This window comes from Luteimonas sp. TWI382, assembly GCF_039674545.1.
Lineage (GTDB): Bacteria > Pseudomonadota > Gammaproteobacteria > Xanthomonadales > Xanthomonadaceae > Luteimonas.
In genome coordinates this window covers 34,045-53,130 of record NZ_JBDJNS010000001.1, presented here as the reverse complement: position 1 = coordinate 53,130, position 19,086 = coordinate 34,045, and the positions used below count along the sequence as shown (strand labels likewise).

Annotated in this window: 17 protein-coding genes and 1 pseudogene; 12 read left to right on the top strand and 6 right to left on the bottom strand. The window is 70.4% G+C overall.

Translation table 11 applies throughout. The annotated features are described in order from the left end of the window. Positions 1 to 127 precede the first annotated feature (127 nt). Positions 128 to 1,414 (bottom strand): putative DNA modification/repair radical SAM protein, encoded by a 1,287-nt coding sequence (locus tag ABE505_RS00275; RefSeq protein ID WP_346444750.1) that lies wholly within the window; start codon positions 1,412 to 1,414, stop codon positions 128 to 130. A gap of 378 nt (positions 1,415 to 1,792) precedes the next feature. Here ABE505_RS00275 and ABE505_RS00270 point away from each other — a divergent pair, with 378 nt between their 5' ends. The 6 genes from ABE505_RS00270 (at position 1,793) to ABE505_RS00245 (ending at position 8,679) form a co-directional block, all read left to right on the top strand. After that, entirely contained in the window at positions 1,793 to 2,437 is a 645-nt protein-coding gene (locus tag ABE505_RS00270) for a cytochrome C oxidase subunit II (protein ID WP_346444751.1), read from the top strand. Next, positions 2,434 to 4,977 (top strand): cytochrome c oxidase subunit I, encoded by a 2,544-nt coding sequence (gene ctaD, locus ABE505_RS00265; RefSeq protein ID WP_346444753.1) that lies wholly within the window; start codon positions 2,434 to 2,436, stop codon positions 4,975 to 4,977. Before ABE505_RS00270 ends, ctaD begins: the two co-directional genes overlap by 4 nt. Next, positions 4,974 to 5,339 (top strand): hypothetical protein, encoded by a 366-nt coding sequence (locus ABE505_RS00260; protein WP_346444755.1) that lies wholly within the window; start codon positions 4,974 to 4,976, stop codon positions 5,337 to 5,339. Before ctaD ends, ABE505_RS00260 begins: the two co-directional genes overlap by 4 nt. A 19-nt stretch (positions 5,340 to 5,358) precedes the next feature. Then, positions 5,359 to 5,898, top strand: a complete 540-nt coding sequence (locus tag ABE505_RS00255) for a DUF2231 domain-containing protein (RefSeq protein WP_346444757.1) — start codon at positions 5,359 to 5,361, stop codon at positions 5,896 to 5,898. A 160-nt stretch (positions 5,899 to 6,058) separates the two neighbouring features. Beyond that, on the top strand, positions 6,059 to 7,729 hold the full coding sequence (locus ABE505_RS00250; protein WP_346444758.1) for a diguanylate cyclase: 1,671 nt from the start codon (positions 6,059 to 6,061) through the stop codon (positions 7,727 to 7,729). Beyond that, positions 7,726 to 8,679: a hypothetical protein gene (locus ABE505_RS00245; RefSeq protein ID WP_346444759.1), complete on the top strand. Its 954-nt coding sequence runs from the start codon at positions 7,726 to 7,728 to the stop codon at positions 8,677 to 8,679. Before ABE505_RS00250 ends, ABE505_RS00245 begins: the two co-directional genes overlap by 4 nt. Positions 8,680 to 8,755: 76 nt before the next feature. Here ABE505_RS00245 and ABE505_RS00240 read toward each other — a convergent pair whose 3' ends face one another. Next, positions 8,756 to 9,217 (bottom strand): CopD family protein, encoded by a 462-nt coding sequence (locus tag ABE505_RS00240; protein ID WP_346444761.1) that lies wholly within the window; start codon positions 9,215 to 9,217, stop codon positions 8,756 to 8,758. 135 nt (positions 9,218 to 9,352) lie between these two features. Between ABE505_RS00240 and ABE505_RS00235 the strand changes: the two genes are divergently transcribed. The 5 genes from ABE505_RS00235 (at position 9,353) to ABE505_RS00215 (ending at position 15,065) form a co-directional block, all read left to right on the top strand. Continuing rightward, positions 9,353 to 10,240, top strand: a complete 888-nt coding sequence (locus ABE505_RS00235) for a cytochrome c oxidase assembly protein (protein ID WP_346444762.1) — start codon at positions 9,353 to 9,355, stop codon at positions 10,238 to 10,240. An 88-nt stretch (positions 10,241 to 10,328) separates the two neighbouring features. After that, positions 10,329 to 11,534 carry a mechanosensitive ion channel domain-containing protein gene (locus ABE505_RS00230; protein WP_346444837.1) on the top strand — a complete coding sequence of 402 codons (1,206 nt, stop codon included), beginning with the start codon at positions 10,329 to 10,331 and terminating at the stop codon, positions 11,532 to 11,534. Next, positions 11,531 to 12,526 (top strand): aldo/keto reductase, encoded by a 996-nt coding sequence (locus ABE505_RS00225; protein ID WP_346444763.1) that lies wholly within the window; start codon positions 11,531 to 11,533, stop codon positions 12,524 to 12,526. Before ABE505_RS00230 ends, ABE505_RS00225 begins: the two co-directional genes overlap by 4 nt. A 266-nt stretch (positions 12,527 to 12,792) precedes the next feature. Then, positions 12,793 to 13,881, top strand: a complete 1,089-nt coding sequence (locus ABE505_RS00220) for a BON domain-containing protein (RefSeq protein ID WP_346444764.1) — start codon at positions 12,793 to 12,795, stop codon at positions 13,879 to 13,881. A 110-nt stretch (positions 13,882 to 13,991) separates the two neighbouring features. After that, entirely contained in the window at positions 13,992 to 15,065 is a 1,074-nt protein-coding gene (locus ABE505_RS00215) for an endonuclease/exonuclease/phosphatase family protein (protein ID WP_346444765.1), read from the top strand. A gap of 20 nt (positions 15,066 to 15,085) precedes the next feature. Here ABE505_RS00215 and ABE505_RS00210 read toward each other — a convergent pair whose 3' ends face one another. From ABE505_RS00210 to ABE505_RS00195, 4 genes and pseudogenes are all read right to left on the bottom strand, one after another. Then, positions 15,086 to 15,457 carry a hypothetical protein gene (locus ABE505_RS00210; protein ID WP_346444766.1) on the bottom strand — a complete coding sequence of 124 codons (372 nt, stop codon included), beginning with the start codon at positions 15,455 to 15,457 and terminating at the stop codon, positions 15,086 to 15,088. An 82-nt stretch (positions 15,458 to 15,539) separates the two neighbouring features. Then, positions 15,540 to 16,094 (bottom strand): hypothetical protein, encoded by a 555-nt coding sequence (locus ABE505_RS00205; RefSeq protein ID WP_346444767.1) that lies wholly within the window; start codon positions 16,092 to 16,094, stop codon positions 15,540 to 15,542. A 374-nt stretch (positions 16,095 to 16,468) separates the two neighbouring features. Beyond that, positions 16,469 to 16,972, bottom strand: a pseudogene (locus ABE505_RS00200) (pyridoxamine 5'-phosphate oxidase family protein); the annotation flags it as partial. A gap of 86 nt (positions 16,973 to 17,058) precedes the next feature. Next, on the bottom strand, positions 17,059 to 18,258 hold the full coding sequence (locus ABE505_RS00195) for an MFS transporter (protein ID WP_346444768.1): 1,200 nt from the start codon (positions 18,256 to 18,258) through the stop codon (positions 17,059 to 17,061). Between the two features lie 167 nt (positions 18,259 to 18,425). Here ABE505_RS00195 and ABE505_RS00190 point away from each other — a divergent pair, with 167 nt between their 5' ends. Then, on the top strand, positions 18,426 to 19,037 hold the full coding sequence (locus ABE505_RS00190; RefSeq protein WP_346444770.1) for an NAD(P)H-dependent oxidoreductase: 612 nt from the start codon (positions 18,426 to 18,428) through the stop codon (positions 19,035 to 19,037). Positions 19,038 to 19,086 lie beyond the last annotated feature (49 nt).

Sequence of the window (19,086 nt, the reverse complement as noted above, 5' to 3'; positions counted from 1 at the left end):
ACACGCTGCGATCGGTCCGAGCGCCCCCACCCAACCCTCCCCTGTACGTGGCGTCTTGCACGCTCTGAAGCGCCCATTGGAACGCGAGGGCCTGCGTGGCGCAGAAGGTCCATTGGATCGCAGGCCCTCAGAACAGGCTCGCCTGGCGCGGTTGCGGGGCAAGTTCGCTGCGCAGACGGACGGGATCGTCGAGGCGCTGGCGGGGATGGTGGCCAGGCACGATCACGAACGGCATGACTTTCTTCAACGGCACGCGCAGCCGCGCCAGGTCGTCCAGGCGCAAGGCGCCGTGCGGGCGCGCGGCGATGATCCGCTCGACGTTGCGCGCGCCCAGCCCCGGCACGCGCAGCAGCATCTCGCGCGGCGCGCGGTTGACGTCGACCGGGAAGCGCGTCGGGTTACGCAGGGCCCAGGCGAGCTTGGGATCGACGTCGAGATCGAGCATGCCCGCTTCGGTGCCGTCTTCAGCCGGCGCGCCCTCGGCGGCAGGTTCGGGCGCGATCTCGTCGACATCGAAGCCATAGAAGCGCAGCAGCCAGTCGGCCTGGTAGAGCCGGTGTTCGCGCAGCAGCGGCGGCGCCTGCAGCGGCAGCGTCTTGGAGGCGTCGGGAATCGGGCTGAAGGCCGAGTAGTAGACGCGGCGCATGCGATAGGTGCCGTACATGCGGCTGCTCGATTCGAGGATGCGCCGATCGTTGGCACCGTCGGCGCCGACGATCATCTGCGTGCTCTGTCCGGCAGGCGCGAACCGCGGCGCCTTGGCGCGGCGCACGCCTGCGGCCTGGCACTTGGCGCGGCGCGCCTCCTTGTCCTCATCGATGCGCCACTTGAGTTCGCCCATCGCGCCGTGGATGCCGGCATGGGTTTTCTCCGGCGCCAGTGCCGACATGCCGGCCTCGGTCGGTAGCTCGATGTTGATGCTGAGCCGGTCGGCGTAGCGGCCGGCTGCGGCGAGCAGTTCGGGCGCGGCGTCGGGAATGGTCTTGAGGTGGATGTAGCCGGCAAAGCGATGATCCTGCCGCAGACTGCGCGCGACCTCGACCAGTTGCTCCATCGTGTAGTCGCCATTGCGGATGATGCCGCTCGACAGGAACAGCCCTTCGATGTAGTTGCGCTTGTAGAAATCCAGGGTCAGGTCCACGACCTCCTGAGTCGTGAAGCGTGCGCGGCGCACGTTGCTCGATACCCGGTTGACGCAGTAGGCGCAGTCGAACACGCAGAAGTTCGTCAGCAGGATCTTGAGCAGCGACACGCAGCGGCCGTCGGGCGTGTACGAATGGCAGATGCCCATACCCTCGGTGCTGCCGATGCCGCCGGTCTTCGACGAGTCGCGCCGGTTCGCGCCGCTCGACGCACAGGAGGCGTCGTACTTGGCGGCGTCGGCGAGCACAGCGAGCTTGTCGGTCAGGTTCACCGGCGGACCGTGACAGGTCCATGTCTCAATCCGTGAGACGGCATCGTCACCGCGCTGAACGCAGATCGATGCGGCGTCTTCGACGCCGCGCAGCCCGGCGCCTTCCGACATCCCGGCCACCGCAGAAGCGCATTCACATCGCGTGGCCGCTGCGATCGATAGCGTGCAGCGCGGGTCTGTCGATCGACACGACCGCGGCGCGTATCTCCCAGGGGCGGCATCATCGAGCATCGGAACCGACAACCACGGCGCCTTCGCGCCCGCATCGCCGCCGGCGTCGCACTGAGCGGCCTTGCGCTGGCCGGCTGCGCCGGTCCGCAATCGGCGCTCGACCCCGCCGGCCCGGCCGCGGCGCAGATCGCCTTCGGCTGGTGGCTGATGGCCGGCGCGTTCACCTTGGTCTGGGCGCTCGTGCTCGTGCTGTTGTGGCGTGCGCTGCGCCGCCGCGAGGCCGGCCAGGCGCTACGGCAGCCCGAACGCCTGGTCGTGTGGGGCGGCCTGGTGCTGCCGACGCTGGTGCTGACCGCGCTGCTGGTCTACGGCAGCCTGACCAGCGCGCGGGTGACCGGGGTCGGCGTGGAACCGGACATGGTCGTCGAGGTCACCGCGCGGCAATGGCAATGGCATTTCCGCTATCGCGATGCCGACGACGCGGTGCTGGGCGAGAGTGTCGACGCGCTGGCGATGCCGCTGGGCCGGATGGTCGAGTTCCGCATCACCAGCGATGACGTGATCCACAGCTTCTGGGTACCTCGGCTCGGCGGCAAGATCGATGCGATCCCCGGCCGCGTCAACGTCTTGCGCTTGCGCGCCGACGCCGCGGTGCCGATGCGCGGCCAGTGCGCGGAGTTCTGCGGCCTGGAGCACGCACGCATGCTGTTTCCGGTGCGGGTGATGGAGGCCGCGGCGATGCCCGCGTGGCTGGCGGCCCAGCCGCCGGCGCGGGCCGACGAGCCCCCGTCGGCGCAGGCCCCGGCCGGGCGCGCGCCGCCACGTCACCGCGCCTCGGAGAACGTGCTGTGAGCGGCGGCCTGGGGCCCGATCCGGTGCTGCCCTCGCCCGGCGACCACCTGCGCCACGCAGAGCGCCTGGCGCTGCTCGAGCGTGTGTGGTCGAACGGACGCGGCCTGGTCGGCCAGCTGACCGCGGTCAACCATTCGACGATCGCGATGCGCTTCATCGTCACCGGCTTTGCGTTCCTGCTGATCGGCGGGATGCTGTCGATGTTCATCCGGCTGCAGTTGGCCTGGCCGGGCCTGCAGGTGCTCGACCCGGCGCGCTATGCGCAGTTCGTGACCATGCACGGCACGACGATGATGTTCCTGTTCGCGGTGCCGATCATGGAAGGCTTCGCGATGTACCTGATCCCGAAGATGCTCGGCTCGCGCGACCTCCCGTTCCCGCGGCTCTCGGCGTTCGGCTGGTGGTGCTATCTGTTCGGCGGCTTGTTCCTGTACTCGAGCTTCCTGTTCGGCAGCGTGCCCGACGGCGGCTGGTTCATGTACACGCCGCTGACCGATGCGACCTACTCGCCGGGCAAGGGCGCGGATTTCTGGTTGATCGGCGTGACGTTCGCCGAGATCGCGGCGGTCACCGCGGCGGTGGAGCTGATCGTGGCGATCCTGATCACGCGCGCGCCGGGCATGGATCTCACGCGCATGCCGGTGTTCGCCTGGGCGGTGCTGGTGACCGCCTTCATGATCGCGTTCGGCTTTCCGCCACTGATCCTGGCCAGCCTGCTGCTGGAGATCCAGCGCGCGTTCGACTTCGCGTTCTTCGAGGTCGCGCGCGGCGGCGATCCGCTGCTGTGGCAGCACCTGTTCTGGCTGTTCGGCCATCCGGAGGTCTACATCATCTTCCTACCGGCCGCCGGCGTGGTGTCGATGGTGGTGCCGACGTTCGCCCGCCGCCCGATCGTGGGCTACACCTGGATCGTGCTGGCGCTGGTGGCGACGGGCTTTCTGAGCTTCGGACTGTGGGTGCACCACATGTTCGCGGTCGGCATCCCATTGCTGGCGCTGGCGTTCTTCAGTGCGGCGAGCATGATGGTGGCCATCCCGACCGGCATCCAGGTGTTCGCGTGGATCGCCACGCTGTGGTCGGGCAAGCCATGGCTGCGCGTGCCGATGCTGCACATCGTCGGCTTCTTCGTGGTGTTCGTCTGCGGCGGGCTGACCGGGGTGATGCTGGCCTTCGTGCCGTTCGACTGGCAGGCGCACGACACCCATTTCGTCGTCGCGCATCTGCACTATGTGCTGATCGGCGGGCTGATGTTCCCGATGTTCGCCGGGCTCTACTACTGGCTGCCGCTGGCGAGCGGACGCATGCCCTCCGAATCGCTGAGCCGCAGCGGCTTCTGGCTGGTGTTCATCGGCATGAACCTGACGTTCCTGCCGATGCACCTGACCGGTCTGGTCGGGCTGCCGCGGCGCGTCGACAGCTATGCGATGGAGCTGGGCGTGCACTGGCTCAACCTGGTCTCCACCGCGGCCGGTTTCGTCCTCGCGGTCGGCGTGATCGCGATCCTGATCGACGTCGCGCTGTGCTTCGTGCTGGGGCGCCGCGCCGAGGCCAACCCCTGGCAGGCCGGCACGCTGGAATGGGCGCTGCCGCGGCCGGTGCCGGCGTACAACGTTGCCTCGGTACCCGAGGTCGGCGATCGCTACCCGCTATGGCACCGTCCGGCGATCGCCGATGAGATCGCGCGCACCGACGGCCTGCTCGGCGAGGCGCACGACGGGCGACGCGAGCTCCTGGGCACAGGCATCCAGTCGGCACGCCCCGAGCAGGTGATCCGGGTCTCGACCTCGACCTGGCTGCCGCTGCTCGCAGCGCTGTCCATCGGGGCGGTGCTGACCGGCTTCATCACCTCGCAATACTGGCTGTCGGTGCTGATGCTGATGCCGCTGATCGGGCTGTTTCTGGTCTGGGCCTGGACCACCGGCGACCGCCATGCGCCGACGTCGATCGAGGTCGCGCCGGGGCTGACGCTGCCGACCCAGGCCGCGGCGCGCAACGCGCCGGGCTGGTGGGCGCTGGTGGCGACGCTGCTGATCGATGGCTCGCTGTTCGCCTCGCTGGTCTTTGCGTACTTCTATCTGTGGCTCAACGCTCCGGCGTGGCCGGCTGGCGGGGCGCAGCTCGCGGCCTGGACGCCGACGCTCGCCGCGCTGGCGGCATTGGCGGTGCCGTTGCTGTCGGCATGGGCCGCGCCGCGCGCGCTGCGCGCCGGACACCGCGGCAGCGCGATCGCCTGGCACGCGGCCGCGCTCGTCGCCGGCGCCGGGTTTCTTGCGCTGCATCTGCCGGCGATCTGGCAGTCGACCGGCGCGCCGCAGGTCCACGCCTATGCGTCGGTGGTCTGGACGCTGACCGGCTTCCACGCGGTGCACGTGGTCGTGGCGATGCTGATCGGCGGCTTCGTCGCGCTGCGCATCCATCGCGGCCATGTCGACGCCGTGCGCAGCCTGGAGTCGCGCGTGGCCGCCGGCTTCTGGCGGTATGCGGTCGGCCAGGGCGTGGTCGTCTGGGGCGTGCTGCATCTGTTCCCGAGGTGGCTATGAACCGGCCCGACGGTCGCCTGGGCCTGACCCGCATGGCCGCGCCGCTGGCGGTCTGGGCACTGCATTTCGTCGTCGTCTACAGCCTGCAGGGCTTGGCCTGCGCACGCGGACTGGGCCGCACGCCCGTCGCCGGACTCGAGGCCATGACCTGGGCGCTGTGGGGGCTGACGCTGCTCGCGCTGCTGGGCATCGCGTGGTCCGGCCGTGCGGCCTGGCGCGCGCGACGCATGGCCGCGCCGACCCGCCCCGCCGGCGACCGACGGCACTTCCTGCCTCTGCTGACCGCGCTCGTCGCGCTGGTCGCCGCGATCGGGGTGGGGTTCACCGCGCTGCCGGTCGCGCTGCTGCCCACCTGCGCCTGACGCGCCCAACGAGGACCCGATGCGCAAGGACCTGAAACAGCCCGTCCCACGGACCCAGAGCCACACGGTCGAAAGCGTGCTGGCGATCGCCAAGCACCCGATCCACCCGATGCTGGTGACGTTCCCGATCGCATTCCTGTCGATGGTCGTCGTCGCCGACGGCCTGTATCTGTGGCTGCGCACGCCGTTCTGGGCGGAGCTGGCGTTCTGGCTCAACGTCGGCGGGCTGGGATTTGGCGTGCTCGCCGGGATCGTCGGCACGATGGACATGATGTCGATCCGTGTGGTGCGCCGACACGTCTCGGCCTGGAACCATTTCATCGTCGCGGTGATGGTGCTGGCGATGGCGGCGCTTGGCGTGTGGCTGCGCCTGCCCGACCCGGTGGCCGCGGTCTGGCCCTGGGGCCTGCTGTCGTCGGCAGTGATGGCGCTGCTGGTGGCCGTCGCCGGCTGGCTCGGCGGCACGCTGAGCTTCCGCCATGGCGTCGGCGTGTATGGCGATGAGGAGCCGGAGACGCCGAAAGGCCGCGATATGGAGAAGAAACCACCGACGGCGTGACGACGACCGATCGTCGTGGCGCCGGCACGCCGATCGTGCAGCCCTGCCGCAACAGACTGAATGCGGATCGACGCGCACGCCCCCCTGAAGGCCCTGCGCGAGCGCGGAGCCTGCGATATTCTCCCGACTCACGGGGAGCACGCGGCACAGGCGCATGGGGATGGTGGCTCGTTGGGCAGCGGCGGTCCTGCTGTGGGCGTGCGCGACCGCCGCATGCGCGCAGGCATGGACGCTGCAGCGTCTGGAGACGACGGCCGACATTGATGCGCCGCCTGTGGACACGGCCGATGCGCTGCGGCCCAACCGGCCGGACGTGCTGTTCGAGCGCGAGCGCGGCGGCGTCTGGTGGAAGCTGACCAGCCGGATCGACTTCCCTGCCGACGAGGCGCCCAAGCTGCTGCTGTCCACGCCATTCCTCAACGAGATCGAGGCCTGGCCGCCAGGCGCGACCGCGCCCTCGCGGTACGGGGTCTACGGTGCGTATGCCGACGACCGCTATTCGCCGCGCGCGCTGGTGATCGACCTGCCCGACGGCCTGCGCGCGGGCGATGCGGTCTGGCTGCGGGTGATCGCCAAAGGCTCGATCCCGATGCCGGTCGACATCGCGCCGCTGGCCCAAGTGCAGCGCGATGATCTGCGTTATGCCTACCGGCGGGCCTTCAGCCTGGGCGCGACGACGGTGCTGCTGTTGCTGGCGGCGGCCTTCTGGTTGCGCCTGCGCGAACGTGCGCACCTGTACTTCGCCGCCAACCTGACCTGCGTGCTGATCTACCTGCTGGTCCTGGGCGGCGAAGCCCGCGACATCCCACTGCTGGACGCGGCGTTCGGCCGCTCGCTGCAGCCGCAGCGGGTCCTGGCCTCGCTCGGCGGCCTGTTCGCGATCCTGTTCCAGGCGCGCTATCTCGACGTGGACCGCCATCTGCCCAGGATCGCGATCGTGCTGCGCGTGTGCGCCGGCGCGATGGCGGCGATCGCGTGCGGGCACGCGCTGTTCGACAGCCGGCTGCTGTCCCTCCTGGGCAATCTCGGGCTGATGGTGTCGTCGGTGATCCTGCTGCTGATCGCCTGGGTCCAGGCCTGGCGCGGCCAGCGCGAGGCGCGGATCCTGTCGATCGCCTGGTTGCCACTGCTGGGGTTCTGCATCCTGCGCACGCTCGAACTGATGGGCGCCTGGAATGCGCCGGCGTGGGTGGGCAGCGGCATGGACCTGGGCCTGGCGACGTCCGGCCTGCTGCTGACACTGGGCTTGGCCGATGCGATGGTCGAGCTGCGCCGAGATCGCGACCGCGCCAGCCAGCTGGCGATGGTCGACGGGCTGACCGGCATGGCAAGTCGCAGCGCGATCGAGCAGCGCCTGGCCCAGGAGATCGCACTGGCGGACGCGCGCGCGACGCCGCTGTCGGTCGCGTTCATCGACCTCGACCGCTTCAAGGCCATCAACGATCGCCATGGCCATGCGTTGGGCGACGAATGCCTGCGCATCGTCGCCGCCCGGGCCCGCAACCGCCTGCGCGAGCGCGACGCGCTCGGTCGCTACGGCGGCGACGAACTGCTGGCCGTCCTGCCCGGCGCCGACCTGGTGCAGGCCGAGGCGACGGCGCAGGCGATCTGCACGGCCGTCCGCACCCATCCGCTCTCGGCCGGGGAGCAGACCCTGCCGCTGTCGCTGAGTATCGGCGTGGCGCAGTTCGCGGCCGGCGAGTCGATGGCGGCGCTGCTCGCGCGTGCCGACGCCGCGCTGTATGCCAGCAAGAGCGGCGGCCGCGATCGCGTCACGTCCGCCCCAGCCCCCGTTGCCCTTCCTGCCGCCTACACGGACGCCCGCGCATGACCCAGACGAACGCCGCCCCGACACCGCCCCCCGCCACTGAACAGGACCTGCTGCCAGGCGACATCCTGCTGATGCTCAGCAGTGGCCAGTTGTCCACGCTGATCGCCTGGTGCGGCGACAGCATCTACAGCCATGCGGCGATCGTCGCCGACCAGGGCGACCTGATCGAGGCCGCCGCCTCGGGCGTGCGCCGGTATCCGCTGGCGCAGCGGCTGGTCGACACCGCCGAGATCGTGCTGCTCGACGCCTACCGTCCGCTCGCGCACGACGGCAGTCCGCTCGACGACGCCGACCGGGCCAGCGTGCTGGCCAAGGCCGAGTCGATGCTCGGCATTCCCTATCCGGTCGATGCGCTGGCGTTTCTCGGCGTGGTCGTCGCGGTCCGCGGCAAGTGGCCGCAGAACTGGCTGGCACGCATCGTCGTGCGCGAAGCGCTCGACCACCTGATCCACGACAACCCGAGCCACATGATCTGCAGCGAGGTCGTCTATCGTGCCCTGGCCGAATGCGATGTACAGCCGGTCGGACGGCTCGCACCGCGCATCGTGATGACCGGGCCGACGCACCTGCCGTTCCCCAAGATCGATGCCAAGGCGCTGCTCGAGGAGGTCTGGGGGTTGCTGCATCCGCAACGCCAGCAGGCACTGGCGGCGATCCGCGCACACCTGCAGACCGATCCGCAGGCCGCGACCCCGCCGCTGCAGGGCGCGCCGGCCGACGCGGCGCTGCGCGAGCGAGCCAACACTGTGCGCGACCGGCTCGGTCTTTCGGACCTGCCGATCACCACCAGCGTCGACGATGCCGGCGCCTTGCTCGAAGAAGCGACGCCCCAGACGCCTGCCCGGGCGATCCCGCATCCCAATCCGAAGCTGGTGATGCCGCTCGATCTGGCCAGTTCGCCGTCGCATACCCAGATCGGTCGCCTGCTGCAGGTCGACACCAGCCCGTGACGGGCCCCGGTGCGCCCTGCATCGGGGCGCACCGGCGGACAGATTGCCCGCCCGCCGTGACGCCTGTATTCGGCGATCAATTGGAAGAGGCCGGCGCCTGCGGCGGTGGCGGCAGATCGCCGACCGTGCGCGGCTTGGCGCCGGTCAGCGCGGCGATCGACAGCAGCAGCACCAGCGGTACCCAGCCGATCGCGCGGTAGAACATCGGCCCATGGTGGTCGCGGTCCTGGCCCAGTTCGTAGAGCAGCAGGCCGAAGTACAGATGCAGCAACACCGCCGCGGCAACGACGACCAGCTTGAGCACCAGCCAAGCGCCGCTGGGGCCGAACGCGATCAACACACCGCCGACGACGATGGTCACCAGCGCGGCCGGCGTCATGACGCGGAAGAACAGCGTATTGGTGACCGGATTCCAGAACGCGGGATCGGCATCGATCTCGCGGCGATGCCGCGCCACGAACAATCGCGGCAGGAAGAACAGCCCGGAAAACCAGACCGTCATCGCGAGGATGTGCAGCACCTTGAGCCAGAAGTACACCGGCGACTCCGGGGCGGGGATCCAAGCAGACTAGGGCGTCGTCGGTCAAGCCGACGTGGGCGACGGTCCGCGCCGCATCGATAGGCACCGACGGCCCCCATCGTCGCGACCTGGCCGCTGCTAGGCTTGCCGGCGATGTCGCGCTTCATCCGCCGCTGTTGGGTCCTCATTCCGGCCTGCGCCGCCACGGCGGCGATCGCCACCGTGCCCGAGGGGCCGCCGCCCACACTCGCCAGCGCATGGACGCTGTCGCCTTGGACGCTGCTCCCGCTGCTTGCACTCGCCGTGTTGTATGCACGCGGGCTGACGCGGCTGTGGCACCGCGCCGGCATCGGACGCGGCGTGTCGCGTGGCGAAGTCGGCGCGTTCGCAGCCGGCATGCTCGCGCTGGGGGCGGCGATGGTCTGGCCGCTGGACGCGTTCGCCGCCTATGCGCTTTCGGCGCACGTGGCCCAGCACATGACCCTGCTCGCATTGGCGCCGCCGCTGTTGCTGGCCGGCCGCCCGTTCGCGATCGCCGCCGCCGCGTTGCCGGGGCGCTGGGCCGCGCGTCTGCACCGCCGTCTGCATCGGACGCTGTCGTCGCTGGCCACAGCGCTCGCGCCGGCGGCGGTGATGCACGGCGCGACGATGTGGCTGTGGCATCTGCCGGGGGCGACCGCGGCCGCCCTTGCCGATACCGCCCTGCACCGCGCTATGCACGCCAGCTTCCTGGTCGCGGGCGTGTGGTTCTGGGCGGCGGTGTGGCGGCGGCTGCGCGCCCCCGATGCCGGCGCCGTCGGCGGGCTCGTCGCCTTGGTGGCGGTGATGATGCAGATGGGCTTCCTCGGCGCGCTGCTGACCTTCGCACCGCGGCTGCTGTATCCGGTCTACACCGATCGCGCGCTGCGGGTGGGGCTCGATCCACTGCGCGACCAGCAACTGGCCGGGCTGTTGATGTGGGTGCCCAGTTGTGTGCCGTACATCGTGGTCGGCCTCTGGCTGGTCGTTGCCCTGCTGCGCCGGATGCGACAACGCGGCTGAAGCGCAGCGTGCACGCGCCGCCCACTCCACATGCCATCGACCCACGCTCGGGCAGGATCGCCGCTTCATGTTCCGACGCGGAGGCGAGATGACGCTGGACTGGAACTACCTGTCCGCCGTGGCCTGGCCGCTGGCGGCGGCGTTGCTGCTGGGCCTGATCGTGCACTGGGCGCTGCGCGCGCTGCGCCGCACCGCGCGCCGCCATGCGCAGGACTACTTGCGCGCGCGCATCGCCCAGGTGGTCGCGACCCCAGCCGCGATCGCCTTGCCGCTACTGTTCCTGGCGATCGCACTGAACTACACGCCGCTCGACCCCGACCTGGTGCGGTCGCTGCGTCATGGGCTCGGGATCGGCGGCATGCTGTGCCTGACGTGGCTGCTGGCCCGCGTGGTCGGCGCAATCGAAGCGCGCATCCTGCGCGAGCATCCGGTCGACATCGAGGACAACCTCGCAGCGCGACGCATCCAGACCCAGACCCGCGTGATCAGCCGCGTCGTGCAGGGCACGGTGATCCTGGTCGGCGTGGCGCTGGCGCTGATGACGTTTCCGCAGGTGCGCCAGGTCGGCGCCGCGCTGCTGGCCTCTGCCGGCATCATCGGCCTGGTCGCAGGCATCGCCGCCCAGCCGGTGTTCGGCAACCTGATCGCCGGCCTGCAGATCGCACTGGCCCAGCCGATCCGGCTCGACGACGTGGTCATCGTCGAAGGCGAATGGGGGCGCATCGAAGAGATCACCTCGACCTACGTGGTCGTGCGGATCTGGGACGAGCGTCGCCTGGTGGTGCCGCTGCAGTGGTTCATCTCCAATCCGTTCCAGAACTGGACGCGTACCAGCGCGCAGTTGCTCGGCACCGCGTTCCTGTGGCTCGACCACCGCGCGCCGATCGCGGCGATCCGCGCGGAACTGCAGCGGCTGTGCGAGGCCGATCCGCGCTGGGACCGCCGCGTGTGCGTGACTCAGGTCACCGAGACCGACAAGCACACGATCGAGGTCCGCCTGCTGGTGAGCGCGCGCAACTCGGGCGAGCTGTTCGATCTGCGCTGCGCGGTACGCGAAGGCATGCTGGCGTTCTTGGCCGCCCATCATCCCGAAGCGCTGCCGCGACTGCGCAACGACGTCGAGGAGGTCGGCGCGCAACGGCCGCGGCCTGCGCAGCCGGCGCCCGACCATGCCGATACCCGCTCGCCCGGCGCCGAGACCGTGACCGCCGCCGACCGCGAAGCCGAGGCGGCACGCGACGCCGCGGCCGCCCCCTCGCCTCCCCTTTCCCCCGACCCTGGAGCCACAGCATGAAGACCCGTCAACTCGGCCTCGGCGGCCCCGCCGTTTCGGCCATCGGCCTGGGCTGCATGGGCATGAGCGCGTTCTACGGCGGACGCGAAAGCGACGCCGATGCCATCCGCGTCATCCACCGTGCCCTCGATCAGGGCATCACCCTGCTCGACACCGCCGACATGTACGGCCCGCACACCAACGAATCGCTGGTCGGCCGTGCGTTGCAGGGCCGCCGCGACGACGCGTTCGTGGCAACCAAGTTCGGCATCCGGCTCAATCCCGACGACCCGCAGGCGCGCAGCGTCGACGGGCGTCCGGAGTACGTGATCGCCGCCTGCGAGGCGAGCCTGTCGCGGCTGGGCATCGAGACGATCGACCTGTACTACCAGCACCGTGTCGATCCCCAGGTGCCGATCGAGGACACCGTCGGCGCGATGGCGCGCTTGGTCGAGCAGGGCAAGGTCCGTCATCTCGGCCTGTCGGAGGCGTCTGCGCAGACCTTGCGCCGCGCCTGTGCGGTGCATCCGATCACCGCATTGCAGAGCGAGTACTCGCTGTGGTCGCGCGACCCCGAGACCACCGGCACGCTGGCCGCCTGCCGCGAACTGGGCGTGGGCCTCGTCGCCTATTCCCCGCTGGGCCGGGGCTTTCTGACCGGCACGATCCGCACCCCCGAGGACTTCGAGGCCGACGACTACCGCCGCCATTCGCCGCGCTTCCAGGGCGAGAACTTCGACCGCAATCTGGTGCTGGTCGAACAGGTGCAGGCGATCGCGCAGGACTACGGCGTCACGCCCGGCCAACTCGCGCTGGCCTGGGTGCTGGCCCAGGGCGAGGACATTGTGCCGATCCCAGGCACCAAGCGCGTGGGCTTTCTCGACGAGAACATCGCCGCGCTCGCCATCGGGCTGACCGATGACGACCTGGCCCGCATCGATGCGATTTTCCCGCCCGATGCCGCCGCCGGCACGCGCTACCCGCAAGCCGGTATGGCCGCACTCGGCCGTTGAGGACGAGCGTTCCGATCGCCGCCGCGCCACGGAATTGCCGCGGGAATTTGACGCCTCGCGAACGCGCCCGCGCGCACCGTCGCGTGACGGCATCGCCCCGACGCCCGTGCCACCGCGGCGTCGGGCGCTCCTGATCTTAAGGAAATGCCGCACGGCCGGCCGCCCAGGTGGGCGGCGCATCCCGCACACGGGTGTCTTTCGGCCGTTCCACGGGCACCGCTTCCGGTGCGCCGCTGCCATCGCCGCCCGTCGGCGAGGAGACTGCGATGCACGACCGCAAAGACGACATCCCCGGCACCTCGGAAATGAAGGCCTTCGGCGAAGAGCTGCTGGCCACGGGTGCGCGCTACATCGACGCCGGCAGGCGCTGGCTGAGCGAGAGGAGAGACCAGATGGCTTCCCGAGACGGCGACGAAGGTCGCCATGGCCCCGGCCCCGGCAGTGGACGCCGCGCCTACCGCGACGCGCCCTATCGCGGCGAAGCCAGCGGCGACGCCGGTTACGGCGATCCGGCAGGAGCCCAGCAGCACGCCTGGCGCCGCCAGCAGGGTCCGCACGGCGGCCACGACGCCCGTGATCACCCTGGCGAGGGCTACGGCGCAGGTGCGCCCTACACCCAGTTTTCACGCGACCGGCATCCCGACGACGCGCGGGGCGGCAGCGGCCGCGCCTACGGTGCTGGGGGTGGCGGTGGCGACCTGCGCGACGGCGACGACCACCTATCGGACTGGGGGCATCGCGCCCCGCACTGGTTCAACGAGGTCGACCACCTGGGCGGCGCGCCCGATTTCGCGCATTTCGGCGCCTACGACCGCGAGGGCCGTGTCGGCCGGGCGACAGCGCGCGGCGATGCCGGGCGAGCGCCGGGACGCGGCTGGCGTGGCGTCGGCCCGAAAGGCTACGTCCGCTCCGATGCGCGGATCACCGAGGACATCTGCGAACGGCTCACCCACAGCGACGAAATCGATGCCCGCGAGGTGTCGGTGCGGGTGCACGACGGCATCGTGACGCTCGAAGGTCACGTCGAGCAGCGCTGGACCAAGCACCGCATCGAGGACATCGCCGAAGGCTGCGCGGGTGTGAAGGATGTCGAGAATCGCCTTCGCGTGCGCGACGCAGGACGCTGGCAGCCCGGGGGCGACACGGCCCCGGCCACTTCGGGCCGCGATGCATCGGGCAGTGCTTCCTCGACCGGGGCCTCGACCTACGTGCCGCCCGCAGCCGGCCCCGGCGCGGCAGGTCCGCTGTCGACCGCGGCGCGCCAGCATGACACCGGCCACAGCCATGGCGAGCCGGCGTCCGGCACGCAGCGCGGTGCCGGTACGCCGACGCAAGACGACGCGGGCACGCGCTGACGGCCGTCTGCCGGGCGCCGATGCCTGCCAGTGCCATCGGCCCGCGCCGCATTCACATCGGCGCGGGCCGGCATCGCGGATAGTCCGGCCTCCCTCCCGCCGGCCCGTCCATGCTGACTCCCGTGTTCGCGACCGCCACGATGGTGCTGGCGATCGCCACCCTGATGCCCACCATCCGCAGCGGCGCGTGGTGGATCCGCGGTCTCGATTTCCCGCGTCTGCAACTGCTGGTGCTTTCGATCGCCGTGCTGGTGGCCCAGATGGTGTTGCAGCCGATCGACGATGCGTGGACCACCGCGATCGTGGTCGTCAATGCCGGCTGCGTGCTTTGGCAGGCCTGGTGGATCGTGCCCTACACCCGGTTGCGGCGGCCGGAGGTCAGTGATGCGCCCGCCGATGCGCGCCCGCGCATCCGTCTACTCGCCAGCAACGTGCTGATGCACAACCGCGACACCGCGCCGTTGGTGGCGCTGGTGCGCGAACACCGCCCCGACGTGTTGATTGCGGTGGAGACCGACCGGCACTGGGAGCGCGCGCTCGACGGCCTGGAGGACCTGCTGCCGCATGCGCTGCGCTGCCCGCTCGACAACCTGTACGGCATGCATCTGTACACGCGCCTGCCGCTGCACGATGCCAAGGTGCGCTATCTGGTCGAGGACGACATCCCGTCGATGCATGCCACGCTCGAGCTCGATAACGGCCAGCGGGTCGTGTTGCATGCCCTGCACCCGCGCCCGCCGAGCCCGACCGAAGCCGACAGTTCGCAGGACCGCGACGCCGAACTGGTGCTGGTCGGGCGCGCAGCACGTGAAGCCGAACACCCGGTGATCGTCGCCGGCGACCTCAACGACGTGGCGTGGTCGCGGACCACGCGCCTGTTCCGCAAGGTCAGCGGTCTGCTCGACCCCCGTATCGGGCGCGGCATGTACAACACCTTCCACGCACGCCTGCCGGGCCTGCGCTGGCCGCTCGACCATCTGTTCCACAGCCGGCACTTCACCCTGGTGGGCATGCGCCGGTTGCCGGCGATCGGCTCGGACCATTTCCCGATCCTCGTCGAACTGGCTCTCGCGCCCGGCCGCAATCGACGCGACGCCGGCCTGTCACCGGATGCACAGGCGCGTACCGATGCGCAGGCCGCGGTCGACGGCGCCGATCCCAACGACACCGCAGCGCCACGCTGATCGCAGCGTAGGCGGCCGCGTCAGCGATCCAGCCGTGCGCGCAGGTCGCGCAGATCCTGGCGGGCGATGTCGCGCAGCGTGGCGTCACGCCAGGCCTGCGCCGCATCCGGGCCAGCCTGCGCGCTACGGCGCGCGTACTCGGGCTGCATCTGCTCGATCCGCAATGCGCGGATGCGCCGGTACTCGGCTTTCAGCGATGAGGCGCGCCGGATCGGCCACGACTCCCCGATCGGCTGCGCCCACGGTTGCGGCTCGATGGCCACCGTGGCGACCGCATCGGCCTGGACCGCTGCGGCACCGTCGCCGGCCCAGGCCGGCGACCCACAGGCCAGCGCGAGCAACGCAGTGGGCACGGCCCAGCGCTGCGCACGTCCACCGACGATCTCGTCCATCGCACCCTCCACGCGCTGGCGATGATGCAGACGCTAGCACCGAATCGGGGACGGTGGTGTGCACAGGGTGCGGGCCGCGTGTTCAGGCGCCGGGGCGCAGGTCCAGTCCCAGTGCATGGCCGAGGGTGCGCACGCCATCGTCGTCGTCGCGCAGGGCCATCGCCCCGGCGAAGGTGTCGTCGCCGGTCTCCCAGGTCCACAGCGTATAGCCGGCCACTCGCAGTTGATCGTAGGCGGCACCAAGCAGTGCCGACGGCGGGACATCGACCAGTGCGTCGGCATCGGTGGGGTCTTCCAGGTCCCAATCGATCTCCACGCGGAACCGCGCGGCCAGTTCCACCAGCGCCTCGATCAGCGCGACACGGTCGTCCTCGGCAATCCGAAAGCTGGCCCGCCAGTCAGTGACCGCTCCCAGCGCCTCGCGCACTGCATCGGCGTCCGGGTCGGTCGGCAGCGCGTCCTGCCAGGCAAGGAATTGCTGGCGCGCCGCCTCCTCGTCGCCCGGATTGATCAGCAGCAGCCACTGCCAGGCGATCGCCTCGAGGTCGGCCTCCGGGTCGTCCTCGGCATCGGTGCGGCCATCGGCGAGGAACGCGAAATTGTCGTCGGGATCGAACTCGGTCTCGGGCAGGGACATGGGCGGACGGATCGGGGTTGGGGGCGTGCAGTGTGCCGCTGCTGCGGCCGCGCTGCAGCCCCCGCGCCGAAGCCGGTTCAGCGCATCGGACGCTTGGACGTGCCGGCCGTCTTCCTGGCCGGCGCCTTGGTCGCGGCCGTCCGGCCGGTGGTCCTGACGGCGGCCGTCTTCTTCGCACTCGTCTTGGCTGCGTTCGCCGTCCTGGCGGCCTGCTTGGTCGTGGCTTGCTGCGGCGCCGCCTTTTTCGCCGTGCTCGTGTGCGTCGCGGACTCGCTGGCGGCTGCCCGCTTCGTGGACGACGCCTTCGATGTCGTCCGGGCCTGATTGCCGCGCGCCTTGCGCGACGGCGGCGGACGCGAAGTCTTGCGCTCGCCGCGCAGGTCGACGATGCGGTTCTCGCCCATCGCGTCCTTGCGCTTGGTCACCCGCGCGGTGGCGAACGCGATCGCCTTGCCGATCAGCGTGCCGGGCGCGTCCCAGTACTCGGCGGTGTGGGCTTCGACCTCGACCAGGGCGAGATTCGGATCGTCGATACCGCCCGGAAAATACGCCTTGAGCGCATCGTTCCAGAACGCCACCACCTTGGCGCGATCGTCGCTGATCCGCGCCTGGCCCGAGACCGACACATAGGTGTTGCGGCGCTGCGAGGCATAGGCCAGGTTGACGTTGGGATTGCGCGCGATCTCGTCGATCTTCGGACTGTCGGCAGCGACGAAGAACCAGATCCGCTCGCCGTCGAACTGCGCCTTCTGCGTCGATAGCGGACGGCTGACCAGCGCACCGCTGCGGGCGACGGTGGTGAACATCGTGATGTCGATATCGTCGATCAGCGACGCGATCGTCTTCGCGTCCTCGTCGGCCTTGCTGGGCGATGCCATCGGGTACTCCGCATGTCGGGGGTCGGGTCGAGTGTCGACGTCGGCCAGCGCCGCGAACGTGAAGGCCGCACGCAGCGCGCGATCCGCTAGCCCGCGGTCGCCACCGGCTGCCGCCGCTCGTCGCGCCGCGCCCAGGCGTAGATCAGCAGACCGGCCGTGGCCGTCGCCGCGCCCACCCATCCGGTCGAGGTCCAGCCCAGGCCTGCACTGATCGCCAGTCCGCCCAACCATGGACCGAGCGCATTGGCGGTGTTGAACGCGGCGTGGTTGGACGCCGCCGCCAGTGTCTGCGCATCGCCGGCCACATCCATCAGCCGGGTCTGCAGGACCGGCGCCAGTGCCCCCATCGTGCCGAGCGCGACCACGGCCGGCAGGATCGACCACGTCGCCTGCGCCGCCAGCGGAAACAGCAGCAGCACCAACAGCGACCAGCCCAGGATCACCGCCGCGGCGCGGAACTGCAGCCGGTCGAACAGCCAGCCGCCGGCCACGTTGCCGATGATCGCCCCGACGCCGAACGCCGCCAGCGCCACCGGAATCCAGGTCTCGGCGACGCCGGTCACCTCGATCAGCGTCGGCGCCAGGTAGCTGAAGACGCAGAACATGCCCGCAAAACCGATCGCGCCGATCGCCAGCGCCAGCCAGACCTGGGAGCGGTTGAACGCGCGCAATTCGCGCATCGGCGATTGCCCGGGTGCCACGGGATCGGGCGCGAGGAAACGCGCCACCAAAACGACAGTGAGCAGCGCGATCGCCGCCACCAGCGCGAACGTCCAGCGCCAGCTCGACAACTGCCCGAGCCAGGTCGCCAGCGGATTGCCGACCAGGATCGCGATCGACAGTCCCAGCAGCACGCGGCTGACCGCCGTGCCGCGCTGGTCGGGCCGGCTGATCGACGCGGCGACCAGCACCGCGGTGCCGAAGTAGGCGCCGTGCGGCATGCCGGCGACGAACCGCGCCACCAGCATGGCCAGGTAGTTGGGCGCCAGCGCAGTGGCCAGGTTGCCCACGGCATAGAAGCCCATCAGCGCCAGCAGCAACGTGCGCCGCGGCAGGCGCGCGCCGAGGATCGCCAACAACGGCGCGCCGACGACCACGCCGAGCGCATAGCTGCTGATCAGATGGCCGACCTCCGGTTCGCTGACGCCGAATGCGCGCACCAGATTGGGCATCAGCCCCATCATTGCGAATTCGCTGGTGCCGATCGCGAACCCGCCCAGGGCGAGCGCGAACAGGATCGGCGTGGCGGCGTGGCTGGGCAGCGGCGCGGGCGAGGCGCTGGCCATTGCAGGTCTCCGGCAAGGACGACCGAGCATTATGTTGCATCGCAGCATGAACCGAAGCCTGGCATCGGGCGACGGTGCATGCGCGTTCATGCAGGTCGGCACCGACGACGCCGCCTGTACGGCCGGACGTCTAGAGTGGCGCGACCGCCCGCTCTGCGAGTCGCCCCATGACGCTATCCGCCTTCGGCCTCAACTGCACGCTCAAGTCAGGCGACGCCCCCTCCTCGACGCAAAGAATGCTCGACGCTGTTTTGGCCACGCTCGCGCGGCACGACGTGCGCACCGACAGCGCGCGCGTGGCCGACTTCGATGTGCGCCCCGGCGTGACCGCCGACGAGGGCGCAGGCGACCAATGGCCGCAACTGCGCCGCCGCATCATGGACGCGCAGATCCTGGTCCTGGCCACGCCGATCTGGATGGGGCATCCCTCGAGCCTGGCCCAGCGCGTGCTCGAACGGCTGGACGCAGTGCTCGGCGAGATCGACGACGACGGCGTCTATCCGACGTTCGGCAAGGTCGCCATCGCCGCCGTCGTCGGCAACGAGGATGGCGCCCACTTCGTCCATTCCCAGCTTTATCAGGGCCTGGCCGACGTGGGCTTCACGCTGCCCGGCGGCGCGCCGCCGTACTGGGTCGGCGAGGCGATGGGCAGCACCGACTTCAAGGATCTCGACCCGATTCCCGACAAGGTCGACGAGACCATCCGCACGGTTGCCAGCAACGCCGCGCACCTGGCGCGCCTGCTGGCAGAGCGTCCCTATCCCAAGCCCAAGCGCTGACGCGGTCGCCGCGCGTAGCGTCCGGTCAGGCGCCTGCGAGGACATCGGC